The organism is Collinsella aerofaciens (genome assembly GCF_005845035.1).
GTDB lineage: Bacteria > Actinomycetota > Coriobacteriia > Coriobacteriales > Coriobacteriaceae > Collinsella > Collinsella aerofaciens_I.
Map to the genome: position 1 here is coordinate 12,921 of NZ_SPFO01000009.1, position 16,674 is coordinate 29,594.

Below are 16,674 nucleotides of genomic sequence, written 5' to 3' on the forward strand. Positions count from 1 at the left end.
CATGTTCAACACCATCATCACCACGGTCAAGACGCTGCTGCGCCGGCCGAGTACGTGGGTCTGGGGCGCTCTCTTTCCCATCGCGCTTTCCACGATGTTCATGTTTATGTTTGCGAATCTGAGCTCCGACGGCAAGATCGACCCGGTGCCGGTTGCCGTCGTGGCGGACGAGGCTTGGGACGCCTCGACCTTTAAGGACGTGGCGACGTCGCTTGCCAAGGAAGGCGATGAACAACTGCTCGAGATTCACGAGTGCGAGGATGTGGACGCCGCGAGCCGTGCGCTCAAGTCCGGCGAGGTCGCGGGCATTTACACGGTTGATGTCGCGGGCACGCCCAAGCTCACACTGCTTTCGAGTTATGACAGCTCGCGCGCCTCGTCGGTGCTCACCGACCGCAGCATCCTTGAGACGGTGGCAAGCTCGTATACACAAAATGCCGAGCTCATGTCCCAGATTGCCCAAGACAACCCGGCGGCGCTCGCCGACCCGGAGGCGGTTGCGCGCGCCCTGTCGCTCGAGGGCGGCACCCGCCGCGTAAGCCTGACGCGCACCACGCCCGACGGCACGGTCATCTACTATTACGCGCTTTTTGGCCTGGTCGCGATGATGTCTGCCGAGTTTGCCGCCTTGAGCGTTGTCGATCTGCAGCCCAATCTGTCGGGCCTTGGTGCGCGTCGCTGTGTGGGCGGTCTTTCCAAGACGGCGTCGCTGGCCGGTATCTTTGTGGGCTCGTGGCTGGTCTCCTTCGCCTCGATGACGATTGCGATCGGCTACGTGCGCCTGGTCGTGGGCGTCGACTTTGGCGGGCGCGAGGGGCTGTGTCTGGTGGGCGGTGCCGCTTCCGCGCTTGCCGCCACGGGCCTGGGACTCTTTGTGGGCACGCTTCCCGTTAAGGGCGGCAAGGCGTCCAAGTCGGGCATCCTCACGGGCTTTGCCACCACGTGCGCCTTGTTCGCCGGCCTCTACGGCGAGCCGGCGATGGCACTTGCCGACGACGTCGCCCGCGCCTGCCCGGCCGAGTGCTGGCTCAACCCCGTCAAGCTCATCTGCGACATGTTCAACCGCCTGTATTTCTTTGAGGACCTGGGCCCCTTTGTCGTTCGCTCCGGCGCGCTGGTCCTTATAGCGCTGCTGTTCGTTGCCGCCGCCACGCTGACCTTTGGAAGGAGCCGCTATGAGCACCTTTAAGACTGCGCTTCGCATGGCGCTGGCGCACCCGTTCTACCTGCTCATCTATACGGTGTTCATCTCGCTCATGGGCGTATTCATCGCGGCATCGGTGAGCTGGAACTCGTCGCAGCTCACCGAGTACAAGCCCTACGATGCCAACGTGATCGTGGTCGACCGCGACGACAGCGACCTTTCGCGTGCGCTTACCAAGCATCTGGGTTCGCGTTTTGAGCTGGTCACGGGCATCGGCGACGATACGTACGACCTTGCGGACGCGCTCTCCAAGAGCAACAGCGCCAAGGGCAGCGCCGACTGCGTGTTCTTTATCCCGGAGGAGTTTGAGGACGACCTCGTTGCGGCTGCCCGCGCGGGGGAGGCCCTGCCCAAGCTCGACGTGACCTACGGTTCCGGCACCATGGCGGCGGCGCTTTCGTCTGCCGAGGCCTCGCGCTGGATCTCGCTCGCGGGCGCTGCGGCGGCGCTTGAGCCCGCTGCTTCTAACGGCGACGTTGCCAAGGCCGCCGAGCATGCCGCTGCAAAGCGCGCGGAGGTCCAGATCGAGCAGGTCAAGGTCGACTCGACTGCCGCCGCCACGCTCGAGTCGTACTTCAACTTTGGCGCGTACGCGATCATCTCGTCGGTCATCGTGTCGGTGGGACTGGTGTTCTCGGGCATGAACGAGCCCGAGCGTGTGCGTCGCATGGAGGCCGGCCCGGTCTCCGAGCGCCAGCGCTCGCTTGCCGTGTTCGCGGCTGCTGCAGTGCTCACCGTCTGCATCTGGTTTGTGTCGAGCATGATGGGCGTCGTGGGCTTTGCCGGCGCGGTTGCCGAGGTCGGCGTGGGTCGCGTGTGCCTGGCGCTGGCGCCGACGTTTGCCCTGGCGTGCACGCCTCTGGCCGTTGGCTTTGCCCTTTCGAGCCTGGGTGCGCGTGAGGAGCTGCTCAACGGTATGGGCAACCTGCTCGGCATGCTCATGACGTTTTTGGGCGGCGCTTGGATGCCGTTGTCGCTCATGGGCTCGGCCGTGCAGACGGTGGCGCACTTTGTGCCGACGTATTGGGTGAACGACGCGATCGGCAAGGCGCTCGCTTCGGACCTGACGTCTGCCGTGTTGGGCGACATCGCCTGCGACCTGGGCGTCACCGTGCTCTTCGCCGCCGCCATTGCCGCCGCAGGCCTGGCCCTCGCCCGCAACAAATCCCGCGCCTAGCCACCTAGTCATTGGGTACTCATTGGGGACAGACTTAAACGACTAGTCATCGGGGACAGTCTTTGCCGAACCGCCGGCTTGCCGGTCGGGTTGCCAAGGACTGTCCCCAACTGCCGGTAGGAAAGGAACGTCCCCAACTGCCGGGCGGCGAAAGAGTGTCCCCAGCGACTAGTCATTTAAGAACGTCCCCAATGACTAGTCTGAAACAAAACCCCGCTCTCGCCCAAAAATAGTTCGCCAAGGTTTACTATTACCCTCATAAAGTAGTACAAGGCTAACAATGGGGGATAGCATGGCGACGAAGCAAGCCTACGTCCAGGTCAAGGGGCTCAAAAAGCACTACGGCGATGGAGATGCACGCCTGACGGTGCTCGACGGCATCGACACGTCCATCAACCGCGGAGAGATCTGCGTCATGCTAGGGCCCTCGGGCTCGGGCAAGTCGACGTTTCTTAACCTGATCGGTGGCCTGGAGGATGCCGACGCCGGCTCCATCATGGTGGACGGCTGCGACCTTACCGTGCTCAAGCCCGCCGACCTGGGTGAGTATCGCCGCCGCGAGCTGGGCTTTGTCTTCCAGTTCTACAACCTGGTGCCCGATCTCACCATCCAGGAGAACATCGAGGTCACGGCGCACCTGTCCAAAAACCCGCTCAATGTCGACGACCTGCTGCGCTCGCTGGGCCTCTACGAGCACCGCAACAAGTTTCCGCGCCAGGTCTCGGGCGGCCAGCAGCAGCGCTGTGCCATCGGCCGCGCACTCGTCAAAAACCCGGGCCTGCTGCTGTGCGACGAGCCCACGGGCGCGCTTGACTACAAGACGTCCAAGGAAATCTTACAGCTCATGGAGGGTGTCAACCGCACCTACGGCTGCACCATCATCATCGTCACGCACAACGCCGCCATCGCGCGCATGGCTAATCGCGTGCTGCGCCTGCGCGACGGGCGCATCGTCGAGGATGAGCTCAACGAGTCGCCCGTCGCGGCCGCCGAGCTCGATTGGTAGGCGGCACCATGACACCTCTCGCAAAACGTCTCCCGCGCGAGCTGCGCCGTAATATCGGCAAGTACCTGGGCATCTTTTTGCTTATGTGCGGAAGCATCGCCCTTACCTCGGGCTTTTTGCTCGCGGCCCACTCCATCGGCTGCCTCATCGACGGCATGCGCGACGAGTACATCATCGAAGACGGCCGCGTGACCACCTCCTTCGAGGCTACCGACAATCAACTCAAAGCAGCCGAGGGCGCAGCTGACGATGCCGGCGGCGTCACGCTCTACAAGAATTTCTCCATCGACGCCATCATCAAAAAGACCGCCGGCGACGACGGCACCAAGCGCACGCTGCGCACCTATGCGCACCGCACCAAGGTCGATATCGCGTCCTACTGCGAAGGTAGGCAGCCTAAGGCGGACGATGAGGTGGCCATCGACCGTGTCTTCGCCACCAACAACGACCTCGCCGTGGGCGATAAGGTCGAGCTTGAGGGCCGCACCTACACCATCTGCGGCATCATGACACAGCCCGATAGCCAGGCGCTGTTCCTCAACAACTCCGACTTTACAATTAACACCGTCACCTATGGTGTTGCCGAGGTTACCGACGCCGGCTTTGCCGCGCTCGAGGATGCCGGCGGCGCGCCTGCCTACACCTACTCCTTCACCTTTGCCGATCGCGACCTCCCCACCGCGGATCGCATCGATGCGGAGCAGGATATGGTCGAGGCACTGACCGATGCCGATGCGCGTGTGGACGATCTGATCGACGCCGATTCCAACCAGGGCATTGGCTACGCGCGCGACGACGTGGACGGCGACTCCATGATGTGGATGACGTTGCTCGACATCATCATCGTGATCATGGCGTTTGTCTTTGTGGTGCTCACTGACGCCACCATCGAGGAGGAGAGCGCCATCATCGGCACGCTGCTCGCCAGCGGTTATCGCCGTCGCGAGATCGTGCTGCACTACCTGGCACTTCCCGCCATCGTGGGCGTGGTCGCGGCGCTTTTGGGCACTGCGCTCGGCGTTGTGTTCTTTACCGAGCCCATGCGCAGCCTCTATTACGGGTCGTACAGCCTGCCGCCCTTCCAGGTGTACTGGAGCTGGGAGATCTTTGTGAAGTGCGCCGTGGTTCCCGCCGTCGCGCTCATCCTCATCACGCTGGTGGGTCTGCTTCGCAAAATGGGCAAGACGCCGTTGCGGTTCCTTCGTCACGAAGCGAGCGGCAAGTCGGGTACCAAGCGTGGTATGCAACTGCCGGAGCGCATGGGTTTTGTTTCCCGCTTCCGCCTGCGTATCTTCCTGCGCAACCTGGGCAACTTCGCCACGCTCTTCGTGGGCATTGCGTTCGCCTCGCTGCTGCTGCTCTTTGGCCTGGCGATTCTGCCCACGATGACGCACTACGCGGACAACCTCGAGACAAGTCTGGTCGCCGAGCACCAGTACACGCTCAAGGCGCCGCTGGAGCTCGAGGGAACTGCCGAGGAGCGCGAGCAGTGGTCGGCACTCGAGCGCTTGCAGTCGGTTGACGGCGCGCTGCTTTCCGCCGCCCAGGATGCCGATGACGAGCTTGACGATGCGGCCGATGCGGCGCAGGCGGCAGCCGATGCTGCAACCGCATCTCCGTCTGCCGAGAGCCTGGCCGCGGCGCAGGACGCGCTCGCCAAGGTCCAGGACAAGAAGGATGCGCTCTACGCGCGCCTTGACGATCTTGCCGATGCCCTCGGCTGCGACCGCGATGAGGCCATCGGCCTGATCGACAAGGCCTCTAAGATCGACACTGACAACGACGATATCCACCCGGTCAATACGACCGACAACGGCGCGAGCACAATCGCACAGGCCGAGAAATATGCCGTCTACCAGCTGCAATACGACCGCGGCGATGGAAATGGCGAGGAGACGATTTCCATTTACGGCGTCTCGCCCGATTCGCGCTACTGGAAGGACCTCGATGTGGGCGATGGGCGCGTCGTCTTTGGCGGCGGTCTGCTCGATAAGTTTGGCTGGAACGAGGGACAAAAGGTTGCGCTCCGCGACAAGTACGAGGGTGAGCATTATTCCCTTGAGTACGCGGGCAAGGACTGTGCCTGGGGCTCCAAGTCGGACATGAATATCTACATGAGCATCGACGACTTCAACGAGCTGTTCGACAACGACACCGCCTACTTTAACGGTTACGTGAGCGACAAGAAGCTCGACTTTGATGCTCGTTACTTTGCCGGCGACACCACGCCCGACGACATGCGCGCCGTGGGCGACCAGTTCATCGGCATGATGAGCAAAATGATCGGCATGATGGTTGGCCTCGCGGTGTTTATCTTCCTGCTGTTTATGTATCTGCTGACCAAGGCTGTGATCGACCACAGCGCCCGTTCGATTAGCTATATGAAAGTCTTTGGCTATCGCGATAGCGAGATCTCGCATCTGTACATCCGCTCGATCACGCTGTGCGTGGCGGCGTCGCTCGTGCTGAGCCTGCCGGTCATTATTGGCTCGCTCACGGCCATCTTCCGCTCGATGCTGCTCGCCTACAACGGCAATATCGAGATCTACGTGCCCGCTTGGTCCATGGCCGCATGTGTCGGCATTGGCTTTGCGACCTACCTGGTCGTGGCGCTGCTACACACGCGCTCCATCAAGCGCGTCAGTCTGGCCGAAGCCCTCAAAGTCCAAGAGTAGTCATTTAAGAACGTCCCCAACGACTGGGTTTCGCGCTTGACTTTGACCCTACTTCAGCGGGTACCATCCTCTTATGTCTGTAACGCCATATAGACCGAGGGGATAGATCTATGACCGCAACTGCACCCGCAGCACCCGCTAAGGTGTACTTCACCAACCTGCGCACGCATGCTCGCGAGAGCCAGCTCGACAAGCTCAAGCGCCTCATCCGTCACGCCGGAATTGAGCAGATCGACTTTGAGAACAAGTTCGTCGCCATCAAGATTCACTTTGGCGAGCTGGGCAATCTGAGCTTTTTGCGCCCCAACTACGCCCGCGCCGTCGCGGATGTCGTGAAGGAGCTGGGCGGCAAGCCCTTCCTCACCGATTGCAACACGCTCTATGTCGGTAGCCGCAAAAACGCGCTCGAGCACATCGATACCGCCTACCAGAACGGCTTTACCCCGTATGCCACGGGCTGCCAGATCATCATCGCCGACGGCCTCAAGGGCACCGACGAGGCGCTCGTCCCGGTCGAGGGCGGCGAGTACGTACACGAGGCCAAGATCGGTCAGGCGCTCATGGATGCCGATATCGTGATCAGCCTCACCCACTTTAAGGGCCATGAGCAGGCCGGTTTTGGCGGCGCCATGAAGAACCTGGGCATGGGAGGCGGCAGCCGTGCCGGCAAGATGGAGCAGCATGCCGCCGGCAAGCCGAACGTCGCGACCGAGCACTGCATTGGCTGCCGTGCCTGCGAGAAGATCTGCGCGCACAGCGCCATCTCGTTCGACGACACCCGCGAGCGCGAGCTTGCCAACGGCAACACCCGCACGGTCCACGTGGCTGCCATCAACCACGATCGCTGCGTGGGCTGCGGCCGCTGCATCGGCGTGTGCAACCAGGACGCCATCAAGCCCGGCTATGAGGCCGCGGCCGACGTGCTCAACTGTAAGATCGCCGAGTATACGAAGGCCGTTGTCGACGGCCGTCCGAGCTTCCATATCTCGCTCGCCATGGATATCAGCCCCAACTGCGATTGCCATCCCGAAAACGACACACCTATCGTCAACGACATCGGCATGTTCGCGAGCTTCGACCCGGTCGCCATCGACCAGGCCTGCGCCGATGCCGTCATGGCGTCCGAGCCGCTGCCCAACACCGAGCTCACCGATAGCGCGGCCAAGATGGAGCATAACCACGAGCATCTGGAGGGCGAGCAGGCGCACGACCCCTTCTGCATTACGCATCCCGACACCGACTGGCGCGTGTGCATCGCGCATGCCGAGAAGATCGGCTTGGGCACGAGCGAGTACGAGCTCATCGAGGTTAAGTAGCGCCTATCTATTGGACAAAATAAGCGCCTTTGTAGCGTAAGTTGAGCAAAAGCCGCCCACGAGCACAACGCTCGCGGGCGGCTTTTCGGAAGTGCGGTGAAAAAACGAATACCGCCGACCGCAAACCGATTTTTGGCAACAAAACCCCAGACGTTGCTTTTTGCCTAAAAATTCTTGTCGAGGAAGTCGTCGACCGTATTCCAGTAGAGCTCGGGGTCAACTTGCGCACTCTTGGCGTGGGTGGCGCCATGGATAGTGAGCTTTTGCTTGACCTTGCTGGCGCACACGTCGTAGTTTTGGTCGAGCATGCTGTACGGCACAAAGGTGTCCTGGTCGCCGTGGATAAACAGCATGGGAACTGTCGCGTGTTTGAGTTGCTCCACACTGCTCGCCTTATGAAAGTCGTAGCCCGCGCGCACGTTGCACACCAAGTTTGCTACATCGAGCAAGGGAAAGCTGGGCAGGCCGAACACGTCCTTGAGTTGCAGAGAAAACTCGTCCCAAACACTCGTATAACCGCAGTCCTCGATAATGCATTTTACGTTTGCGGGCAGAGACTCCCCCGCGACGTTCATGGCGGTTGCCGCACCCATCGACTCGCCAAAGACCAGGATGCGCGCCTCGGGGTCAGCCTGAACGATTCGCTCGATCCATGCGACGATGTCGAGACGCTCGGGCCAGCCCATGCCGATATAATCGCCGCCGGAACGCTCGTGGGCGCGGGCGGCAGGTGCGAGCACGTTCATGCCGCGGTCGTGGAATCGCTTGACGTATCGGGCCATACCGATGGGCTCGTTGGTATATCCATGCAGGCAAACGGCGTAGTCGTGCGTGCTCTCCGACGCAGCAAAATACCAGGCGGCAAGCTCGGTCCCGTCGTCCGCGGCGAGGCTGCTGCTCTCGCGGTTTTCCTTAAACCACGCCCGCGCCTCGGTCTCCTCGACGTCCATCTGCTCGCCCTTTTCGGCGTCCTTGCCGTCCTGCATCATCTTCATGGTGTAGGGCGCTTGGGGATTCAGGGCAAAGTCGAACAAGAAGTTGCCGGCAAACCCCAGCAGCGCGACAACGAGCACCAGCGCAACGATGCCGGCTATCTTGAGCTTTCGATGGGAACGTGCGTTTTGAGACATAAGAAGCTTTCCTATAAGATGTTAATACATCAACATTTAATGCAAGCGCATTATGGACGTTCACCGTTGATGCGTCAACAGGCAAAGAATGGGTAAACAAAGGGTCACGTATGGTGCAAATTTCGCACGCACCCAGACGCTTTGATATAGTGTTGAGAACTCTTTACGTTGGAGGATGTAACCGGCATGTCCGATTCGAGCGACAGTTCTAAGCCGCGACCCAAGACCGCGGCCGTTCCACACTACACGGTGGGTGAGGAGATCATGAACTCCGTCACCCATGGTGTCGGCTGTCTGCTGGGTATCGCGGGCCTGGTGCTCCTGATCGTATTCGCTGCCCTGCGCGGCGGAGGCCCGGCCCACATGGCTGCGGCAATTGTCTATGGCGTCAGCATCATCCTCGAATACCTAGCCTCCACGCTCTACCACGCGATTCAGCCCGCGCGCGCCAAGCGCGTGTTTCGCATCATCGACCACAGCTGCATCTACCTGCTCATAGCCGGCAGCTATACCCCGTTTTGCCTTATCACGCTCGCAAACGACGGCGGCCCTGTGCTGTTCTTTGCCGTATGGGCCATCGCCATTATCGGCATCGCCCTCGAGTGCTTTATGCGCGAGCGTCAACCGCACTGGGTAAGTGGCCTGGTCTACCTGCTGATGGGCTGGCTCGTTGTCTTTAAGCTGCCCGACCTGGTGGCACTGCTCAACCCCGTGGCACTTGCCCTGCTCGCCGTCGGCGGCGTGTGCTACACCGTGGGCGTGCCGTTCTATATCGCCAAAAACGTGCGCTATCTGCACAGCGTGTTCCACCTGTGGGTGCTCGCCGGCAGTATCTTCCAGTTCATGGCGGTGATTCTCTTCGTAATTTAGCGATCACGCCTGCGCGCCCGCGTCCTCGTTTGGGCGCCGGTGCAATTGCCGTATCCGTCATCAACGTTTTGACCTAACGTCCCGAATCTTGGAGGTTCGAGAAACTCCCGATGGACATAACCATCTCCCTTATCACTACCCTCGTTTTGACCCTCATCAACGGCTACTTCTCTATGTCCGAGATGGCGCTCACCACGGCCAAGCGCGCCGTGCTGGAGCACGATGCCGAGGAGGGCGACAAGCGCGCCGAGCACGCCATTAAGCTTGCCGCCGACTCCGACCAGCTGCTGGCCACCATTCAGGTCGCCATCACGCTCGTGGGCTTCGCCTCGTCCGCCGTTGCCTCGACGAGCCTGTCCGACCCGCTCGCCACATGGCTCATGAGCTTTGGCATCGCGCCGCTCTCCGCCATCGCGCGCGGCCTGGCGCCGGTCATCATCACCGTCGCGGTCGCCTTCGTGTCCATCGTGATCGGCGAGCTTGTGCCCAAGCGCATCGGCCTGGCCAATGCCGAGGGCGTGTCCAAGCAGGTCGTGGGACCGTTGTCGTTTTTCCAAAAGATCGCCCATCCGCTCGTGTGGCTGACTGGCGCTTGCTCCGATGGCCTGGCCCGCATCCTGCGCATCAAGAGTGCCGACGACCGTCAGAACGTCTCTGAAGAAGAGATCAAGTACATGGTCTCGGAGCAGGACGACCTGCTCGACGAGGAAAAGCGCATGATCCACGAGATCTTCGACCTAGGCGACACCGTTGCCCGCGAGGTCATGGTGCCGCGCGTGGACACCACCATGTGCGAGGACGACGAGACCGTCGCCGACGTGCTGTCCACCATGCGCCAGACTGGCTTCAGCCGCATCCCCGTCTACCACGAGGATCCCGACAACGTGGCGGGTATCGCACATATCAAGGACCTGATCCAGCCCGCGCTCGACGGCAAGGGTGACCAGCCCATCGCCGGCTTTTTGCGCGACGCCGCCTTTGTGCCCGACACCAAGGACATCCTGCCGCTGCTGTCCGAGATGCAGACCTCGCACGACCAGATCGTGGTGGTCGTGGACGAGTACGGCGGCACGGCCGGCATCATCACCATCGAGGACATCGTCGAGGAGATCGTGGGCGAGATCGAGGACGAGTTCGACCCCGACAACAAGTACCTCACGCGCCTTTCGCGCCGCGAGTGGCTCGTCGATGGGCGTTTTTCGTGCGATGACGCGATTGAGCTTGGTTGGCCGCTCGAGGAAAGCGATGATTATGAGACCATCGCCGGCTGGATCTTGGAGCTTTGTGACTCGGTGCCCGACATCGGAGAGGTGTTTGAGGTCGCGGGGTACAAGTTTAAAGTGCAGTCGATGCGTGGCCAGCGCATCTCGCTCATTCGCGTGATCGCTCCGGCCGAAACCGATAAGAAGGATTCCGAGTCTTCGGTAAACGAGCCGACGACGTCGGGTGCGGGTTCCGCGAATCCGCACGACGGCGACGAGTAGGGCAAGGAAGAGTAGGGGAGAGTTATGGCAGGCCTGTTCAACATCCTTAAGGTCACCGTCAGTGAGGACAAGATCTGCGCGCACGTGCTGGTGAACCCCGGCATGCCGCTCATGACCTCGGAGGACATCGAGGCCACGGCGCGCGTGTACTACCTGGTGCCGGCGATTGCCAAGCACCTGTGCCTGGGCGATTCCGGCCGCGAGTTCCAGGACTGCATGGGTCAGACCGAGCTCTGCCACCTGCTGGAGCACGTGACGGTCGAGCTCATGAACGAGACCGGTCTTGCCGGCAGCATTTCGTGCGGCCGCACGCGCGTAAGCGAGCACGACGAGCGCGTCTTTGAGGTTGAGCTTTCGTGCCCCGACGACGCGCTGGCCATCGGTGCGCTGTCGTCGGCAACCTTTATGATGGACTGGGCGTACCTGCACGCCGACCAGCCTGCCCCCGACGTGGAGGGCACGGTCGCGGGCCTGCGCAACCTGGTACTGGGCATGCGCGCCGAGGCCGAGGGCAAGGATCCTCACGAGGCCGTCGCCGCTGCGAACGGCGAAGATGCTGCCGAGGACGAGGGCGCTGACGAGGGCGATGTGCCGGTCGACGCCGAGCCCGTTGCCGATGCGACCGCCGAGCCCGTTCCCGCCGAGCCCCAGGGCGTCCCCAACTTTGACGACGAGCCCCAGGTGGCGATTGATACCGAGGGCGCGGTTGCCGAGAACCATGAGGCCTCCGCTGCCGTCTTTGGCGGTGCTGCGACGGTTCCGGCAGGACCTGCGCATGAGGGCGGCCTGCCGCTCGTGGACGGCGCCGGCGAGGACCCGGGTGCCACGGTGGCCATGCCGGCTATGCCCCAAGAGTAGGCCTACGCGTTTATCACCATCACGTACCTGCGCCTTTGCCGTACGCAGATGAGCGGAGCGGCAAGTGATGCGCTGCGGGTATAATGGACAGCATTCAAACGGTGGGCACCGACGTGCCTGCAGGAGAGGAATGATCATGGGTAAGACTTTCAGCTTTGTCTCCGGCGCACTTTTTGGTGCCGCTGCCGGCGCTATTGTCGGCGTTGCTCTGGCCCCGCGCTCGGGCGCCGAGACCCGCGCCATGGCTGCCGATATCGCCAACGACGCCTGGGACAATATGCGCGACACCTACGAGCACAGCGCCGAGGAGGCCCGTGCTGCGGTGAATGACTTTGGCCCGATGGTCGACGCCAAGACCGATGACCTGCGCGCCAAGGTCGACCTGGCCCGCGAGCGCATGGACCAGCTGCGCGAGCAGCTCAACGACGCCATTTCGGGCGGCAACGTGACGCCTGCCGCTGACGTCGTGGTCGAGAACGCCGTCGAGGCTGATACCGAGGCTGCGGAGCCCTCGACCGAGGCATAATGCGCGCCGGGGATTTTGTCGGCGCCAAGATCTATCGCAAGCCTACCGAGGACAAGCGCACCAAAAAGGACGGCACGCCGCGCAGCCCTAAAAAGCTCGGAAAGATTCACTTTCCGGTCTTTACTCCGGGCGGTACGCGCGTGGTCGGCTTTATGGTCCGCCAGTCCGATATCGCGGGCATGATCGAGCGCCCCGACCGATTCGTAGCGCTCGACGCCATTGGTGTCTACGAGGGCGCCATTGCGGTCGATGACGTCAAGGACACGTACGATGCCGCCGCCGCCAAGCGCCTCGACATCAACCTGGACGATTGCATTATCTGGGTCGGTATGGACGTGCGCACGGAATCGGGCGACGTCGTGGGCTATTGCTCGGACGTTGAGTTCAAGCCACGCTCGGGCATCGTGCAGGCATTCTATGTGACCGCCGGTGCTGCTTCGAGTGTTTTGGTTGGTGACACGCAGGTGCCGCCGACGATGCTGCGCGGCTACGAGAACGGCGCGATGATTGTCTCGGACGAGGTCAAGGCGCTCGGGTATTCGGGCGGCGCGGCCGCCAAGGCTGCCGAGGCCAGTGTCGTGGTGGGCGATAAGGTCAAGAAGGGCGCCAAGGTGCTCGATGACAAGGGATCGGTTGCCGTGGACAAGGGCAGTCGCGCACTGGGCAAGCAGCTCGGTAAGACGCGCGGCATGTTCAAGGCCTTTAAGGACGAATACCAAAAGGCGAGCGGAGGCTCGTCAAAAGCTACAAAATAGCGACGTACCAAATGATGGGAGGCAAGCCGGAGACCTGTTGCTCCGGCTTGCTGTGTTTATGGGGGAGGGCACATGCGCCAAAACGGATCCAACTTAAACGGGCGTTCGGGTGCGCGTCCGACGGCGCGCCGCGACCTGGGGCAGCTGCCCAGCGGTCAGCGCCGTCGCCGCCGTAAGCCCGGCGCGATGTACCTCAACCATAGCCGCGGGTTTAGCGATCGCAGCGCGCGCATCGGCAACGGGCGCTCGCCGCGCCGACCGTCCCGTCTGCCCTATGCGCTTATCGCCGTGGGTTGCGCGCTCGTGCTGTTTATCGCTGCCGTCGTGGGCTACGTCAACCGCAGCGTGGACGTGGAGCTCAACGGGCAAAAGACCGCGGTGCGCGTGGGCTCTACGTTGCAGAATCTCATCGACGACCAGGAGTTGACTGACACCTACGACGCAGGCGACCTGCTGGCCGTCGATGACAGCGTGCTCAAGCGCCATGGGGGCGAAAAGCTGTCGGTGAAGGTCGACGGCAAGCGCGTGAAGCAGGGCAAATGGGATAGCCGCGAACTTGAGGGCGGCGAGAAGGTGACGGTCAAGGATGGCCGTAACACCTACGAGAAGCACGAGGTTCAGGCTATGGTTATCGAGCCCAAGCTCAAGGTCGAGGGTACGGGCGCTATCGAGTATGTGCAGACGTGGGGTGTCCGGGGCCGCTCCGAGGTGTGGGTTGGTGAGCAGTCGGGCAAGACGCAAGACCGCGGCGAGGTTGTGCCCGCCACCGATTGCGTTGTTGCGTGCGCCAGCGTGGCGCCCAAGGGCAACAAAAAGTACGTGGCGCTGACGTTTGACGAGGGTCCGAGCGGCGCTACCAAGCAGATCTTGCAGGTGCTCAAGGAAAAGGGCGTCACCGCGACGTTCTTCCTTTCGGGCGATGCGGCCGAGGCCTCGCCTGCCGCGGCCAAGGCGATTGTCGATGCCGGGTACGAGATCGGATCCAACAGCTACAGCGATGATTCGCTCAAGGGTCAGGACCGTGAGGCGGTACGCGAACAGATCACGAAAGGCACCGATGCGATTAAGTCGGCGACCGGTGTGAAGACGATGCTGCTGCGTGCTCCCTACGCTGCCTTTGACGAGCAAAACTGGATTGATGCGATGGACCTGGTCTCCGCCGTGGTCTCGTGGAATATTGACTCGGGCGACTGGCTGCTCAACGGTGCCGACGAGCAGGTCTCGACGGTGCTCGATTCGGTGACGCCGGGCAATATCGTGCTGCTCACCGATAGAGACGAATGCGCCGAGCAGACGCTCGAGGCGCTGCCGCAGATTATCGACGGCCTCATTGCCGACGGCTACAAGATTGTGACGCTCAGCGACCTGGTCAAGACGGACACGTCGCTGAGCAAAAAGCTCACCTCGCTGACGAAGGCCACCATGCCCAAGGACGCCGTGTTCCCCCAACTTGTCGAGGACGACGACACCACAGAGTAGTCATTGGGTAGTCATTTAAGAACGTCCCCAATGACTATGTCACGGATGCGTCAGCGTTTGGTATGCCTGCAATGTGCAGCGCATAAATTCGATGCCGCAGGGCGATGCTGATGCTATAGTTACTGCGGTTAATGAGGGTCAAGAGAAAGGTTACAGGTGAAATCCAAACCTCGACCATACAGTCGATGACCCCATGCAGGTGCTTTCTGCGCATGCACGGGGTGTAAGCGTCGAGCGGCGTGCCGCCCGCGCATGCGTATACATATCCAGAAGCCCCCGGACGCCGCACGCGCGGCCGCGTCCGGAGGAATAATGATGGGGAGCACCATTGAATTATCTGAGTGAGATGCTCAAATTGCCGGTCTTGGACGTCGACGGCGAAAAGCTCGGCGTTGTGAACGATTTTGGCATTGCTACCGGCGAAGTTTTTCCGCACGTGACGTCGCTCGCGTTCCGCGGACCCGGCAAGACGCCGTTTATGATCAGCTGGCGCAAATGGGTCGACCGTATCGACGAGACGGGCGTACACCTTAAGTCGCCGGCCACCGAAATCCGTTTTTCGTACCTGCAGCCGACCGAGCTCCTGCTTGCCCGCGACGTGCTCAACAAGCAGATTGTCGACACGCAGGGCATGAAGGTCGTGCGCGTCAACGACATCAAGTTTTCCATGTCGGGCGAAAATCAGCTGCGCCTGCTGGGCGCCGAGGTCGGTGCCCGCGGTCTGCTACGCGCCATCAGCCCCGCGCTCGAGCATATCGTCGAAGGCTTTATGAAGCACCTGGGCAAGCCGCTCAGTGAGGACATCATCGCTTGGTCCTACATGGACCTGCTCGACCGCTCGACCAAGAACATTCAACTCTCGGTGTCGCACAAGACGCTCGGCGAGCTGCACCCTGCCGACATCGCCGACATTATCGAGCAGCTCGACCCGCGCCTACGTGCGCAGGTGTTTGCGCAGCTCGATACTGCCCAGGCCGCCGAGGCCATCTCGGAGTTCGATGACGATGAGCTTATGACCGAGATGCTCGAGGGTCTGTCCGACACCGACGCATCGTCGATGCTGGCCATGATGGACCCGGACGACGCCGCCGATCTGATCGACGAGCTCGATTACGAGAAGGCCGAGAAGCTCTTGCGCCTGATGGGCGTCAAGGAGGAGAAGGCGATTCGTAATCTGCTGGGCTACGAGGACAACACCGCCGGCCGCATCATGACCTCGGAGTTTGTCTCCCTGCCTGCTACGGCAACGGTCGGTGACGCCATCGAGGCGATTCGCGAGCTCGACGAGGACTTCGAGAGCGTCTACTACGTCTATACCGAGGATCCGAGCGGCATGCTGACCGGCGTGCTTTCGCTGCGCACGCTGATCGTGGCCGACCGCGACGCCACGCTGGGTCAGCTGGCCTATCGCGACCTGGTCTATGTGTCGCCCGACGAGGACCAGGAAGACGTGACGGACGAGATGACCAAGTACGACCTGGTTGCCATCCCTGTCTGCGACGAGAACCGTCATATCCTGGGTATCGTGACCTTTGATGACGCCATGGACGTTATCGCCGAGGAGCACCAGGAGGACCTGCAGATCGCAGGCGTCGGCTCGGGCGATAGCGCCTCCGACGACTCGACGAATGTGCTCAGCTGGTTCGTGCATCGCCAGTACTGGGTTGTCGTGTGGGGCATTGCCTCGTGCATCATGGCAACGGTGCTGGGGACGGCGCTCGGCTCCGCGCATCTGGTGGTGTTCCCCATGTGCGCCATGCCGCTCGTGCTGCTGGCGGCCTCGCGCATGGTGTCGTTCGTCAAGAACTACTTCCTGGAGTATGACGGTCACGATGACGAGCCCAAGCCGTATCTGGGGTTCTTCTTCCAGAGCACGGGCATGGGCCTGATCCTGTCGCTCGTGACCTACCTGTGCGCCCAGCTGGTGCGCACCGCCGCGTTCCCCGACGCGCCCATGTTTGAGGAACAGCTCTTTACCGGCTGCTTTAACATTGCGGCCATCGTCTGCCTGATTGGCAACATGAGCGCCGTGATTTACCTGATGGTGCTGTTCTGGCGTGACGAGCATGACCTCAACACGTCGGGCACCGCCATGAACGTTATTGCCGTCATGATCTCGTGCGTAGCGTACTGCGCCGCTGCGGTGCTGCTCACCATGTCGGTCATGGGTTAGGTGGTCGCGTGCAAAATACCA

General features: G+C 61.7%; 13 protein-coding genes. 12 read left to right on the forward strand and 1 reads right to left on the reverse strand.

Going from position 1 to position 16,674, the window contains the following annotated elements:
- Position 1 precedes the first annotated feature (1 nt).
- The 5 genes from FGQ67_RS05690 to FGQ67_RS05710 all read left to right on the forward strand — a co-directional run bounded on the left by FGQ67_RS05690 (position 2) and on the right by FGQ67_RS05710 (position 7,378).
- Complete coding sequence (locus FGQ67_RS05690; protein ID WP_138340533.1) at positions 2 to 1,189, forward strand: ABC transporter permease; 1,188 nt, start codon at positions 2 to 4, stop codon at positions 1,187 to 1,189.
- Positions 1,176 to 2,381: an ABC transporter permease gene (locus FGQ67_RS05695; protein ID WP_138340534.1), complete on the forward strand. Its 1,206-nt coding sequence runs from the start codon at positions 1,176 to 1,178 to the stop codon at positions 2,379 to 2,381. The genes FGQ67_RS05690 and FGQ67_RS05695 overlap by 14 nt, the downstream gene beginning before the upstream one ends.
- Positions 2,382 to 2,673: 292 nt before the next feature.
- On the forward strand, positions 2,674 to 3,387 hold the full coding sequence (locus tag FGQ67_RS05700; protein WP_249934398.1) for an ABC transporter ATP-binding protein: 714 nt from the start codon (positions 2,674 to 2,676) through the stop codon (positions 3,385 to 3,387).
- A gap of 8 nt (positions 3,388 to 3,395) precedes the next feature.
- The gene (locus tag FGQ67_RS05705) at positions 3,396 to 6,062 is read left to right on the forward strand and encodes an ABC transporter permease (RefSeq protein WP_138340536.1); all 2,667 of its coding nucleotides are present in this window, start codon (positions 3,396 to 3,398) and stop codon (positions 6,060 to 6,062) included.
- Between the two features lie 110 nt (positions 6,063 to 6,172).
- Positions 6,173 to 7,378: a DUF362 domain-containing protein gene (locus FGQ67_RS05710; RefSeq protein WP_138340537.1), complete on the forward strand. Its 1,206-nt coding sequence runs from the start codon at positions 6,173 to 6,175 to the stop codon at positions 7,376 to 7,378.
- 164 nt (positions 7,379 to 7,542) lie between these two features.
- Here the strand turns inward: FGQ67_RS05710 and FGQ67_RS05715 are convergent, their stop codons facing one another.
- Positions 7,543 to 8,508 (reverse strand): alpha/beta hydrolase, encoded by a 966-nt coding sequence (locus FGQ67_RS05715; protein ID WP_138340538.1) that lies wholly within the window; start codon positions 8,506 to 8,508, stop codon positions 7,543 to 7,545.
- 186 nt (positions 8,509 to 8,694) lie between these two features.
- Between FGQ67_RS05715 and trhA the strand changes: the two genes are divergently transcribed.
- The 7 genes from trhA (at position 8,695) to FGQ67_RS05750 (ending at position 16,653) form a co-directional block, all read left to right on the forward strand.
- On the forward strand, positions 8,695 to 9,378 hold the full coding sequence (gene trhA / locus FGQ67_RS05720) for a PAQR family membrane homeostasis protein TrhA (protein ID WP_171025216.1): 684 nt from the start codon (positions 8,695 to 8,697) through the stop codon (positions 9,376 to 9,378).
- Positions 9,379 to 9,488: 110 nt separating this feature from the next.
- Entirely contained in the window at positions 9,489 to 10,862 is a 1,374-nt protein-coding gene (locus tag FGQ67_RS05725; RefSeq protein ID WP_138340539.1) for a hemolysin family protein, read from the forward strand.
- A 24-nt stretch (positions 10,863 to 10,886) separates the two neighbouring features.
- On the forward strand, positions 10,887 to 11,720 hold the full coding sequence (locus FGQ67_RS10265) for a cyanophycin synthetase family protein (protein WP_229025622.1): 834 nt from the start codon (positions 10,887 to 10,889) through the stop codon (positions 11,718 to 11,720).
- A 136-nt stretch (positions 11,721 to 11,856) separates the two neighbouring features.
- Complete coding sequence (locus FGQ67_RS05735) at positions 11,857 to 12,246, forward strand: YtxH domain-containing protein (RefSeq protein WP_035136593.1); 390 nt, start codon at positions 11,857 to 11,859, stop codon at positions 12,244 to 12,246.
- Positions 12,246 to 13,001 (forward strand): PRC-barrel domain-containing protein, encoded by a 756-nt coding sequence (locus FGQ67_RS05740; RefSeq protein ID WP_117634575.1) that lies wholly within the window; start codon positions 12,246 to 12,248, stop codon positions 12,999 to 13,001. The genes FGQ67_RS05735 and FGQ67_RS05740 overlap by 1 nt, the downstream gene beginning before the upstream one ends.
- A 72-nt stretch (positions 13,002 to 13,073) precedes the next feature.
- Positions 13,074 to 14,480, forward strand: coding sequence for a polysaccharide deacetylase family protein (locus tag FGQ67_RS05745; protein ID WP_249934399.1), 1,407 nt, complete (start codon positions 13,074 to 13,076; stop codon positions 14,478 to 14,480).
- A 328-nt stretch (positions 14,481 to 14,808) separates the two neighbouring features.
- The gene (locus tag FGQ67_RS05750; protein WP_138340540.1) at positions 14,809 to 16,653 is read left to right on the forward strand and encodes a magnesium transporter; all 1,845 of its coding nucleotides are present in this window, start codon (positions 14,809 to 14,811) and stop codon (positions 16,651 to 16,653) included.
- Positions 16,654 to 16,674 lie beyond the last annotated feature (21 nt).

Coding starts and splice junctions, on each gene's coding strand:
- FGQ67_RS05690 (WP_138340533.1), top strand. CDS start 2: ATGTTCAACACCATCATCACCACGGTCAAGACGCTGCTGCGCCGGCCG.
- FGQ67_RS05695 (WP_138340534.1), top strand. CDS start 1,176: ATGAGCACCTTTAAGACTGCGCTTCGCATGGCGCTGGCGCACCCGTTC.
- FGQ67_RS05700 (WP_249934398.1), top strand. CDS start 2,674: ATGGCGACGAAGCAAGCCTACGTCCAGGTCAAGGGGCTCAAAAAGCAC.
- FGQ67_RS05705 (WP_138340536.1), top strand. CDS start 3,396: ATGACACCTCTCGCAAAACGTCTCCCGCGCGAGCTGCGCCGTAATATC.
- FGQ67_RS05710 (WP_138340537.1), top strand. CDS start 6,173: ATGACCGCAACTGCACCCGCAGCACCCGCTAAGGTGTACTTCACCAAC.
- FGQ67_RS05715 (WP_138340538.1), bottom strand. CDS start 8,508: ATGTCTCAAAACGCACGTTCCCATCGAAAGCTCAAGATAGCCGGCATC.
- trhA (WP_171025216.1), top strand. CDS start 8,695: ATGTCCGATTCGAGCGACAGTTCTAAGCCGCGACCCAAGACCGCGGCC.
- FGQ67_RS05725 (WP_138340539.1), top strand. CDS start 9,489: ATGGACATAACCATCTCCCTTATCACTACCCTCGTTTTGACCCTCATC.
- FGQ67_RS10265 (WP_229025622.1), top strand. CDS start 10,887: ATGGCAGGCCTGTTCAACATCCTTAAGGTCACCGTCAGTGAGGACAAG.
- FGQ67_RS05735 (WP_035136593.1), top strand. CDS start 11,857: ATGGGTAAGACTTTCAGCTTTGTCTCCGGCGCACTTTTTGGTGCCGCT.
- FGQ67_RS05740 (WP_117634575.1), top strand. CDS start 12,246: ATGCGCGCCGGGGATTTTGTCGGCGCCAAGATCTATCGCAAGCCTACC.
- FGQ67_RS05745 (WP_249934399.1), top strand. CDS start 13,074: ATGCGCCAAAACGGATCCAACTTAAACGGGCGTTCGGGTGCGCGTCCG.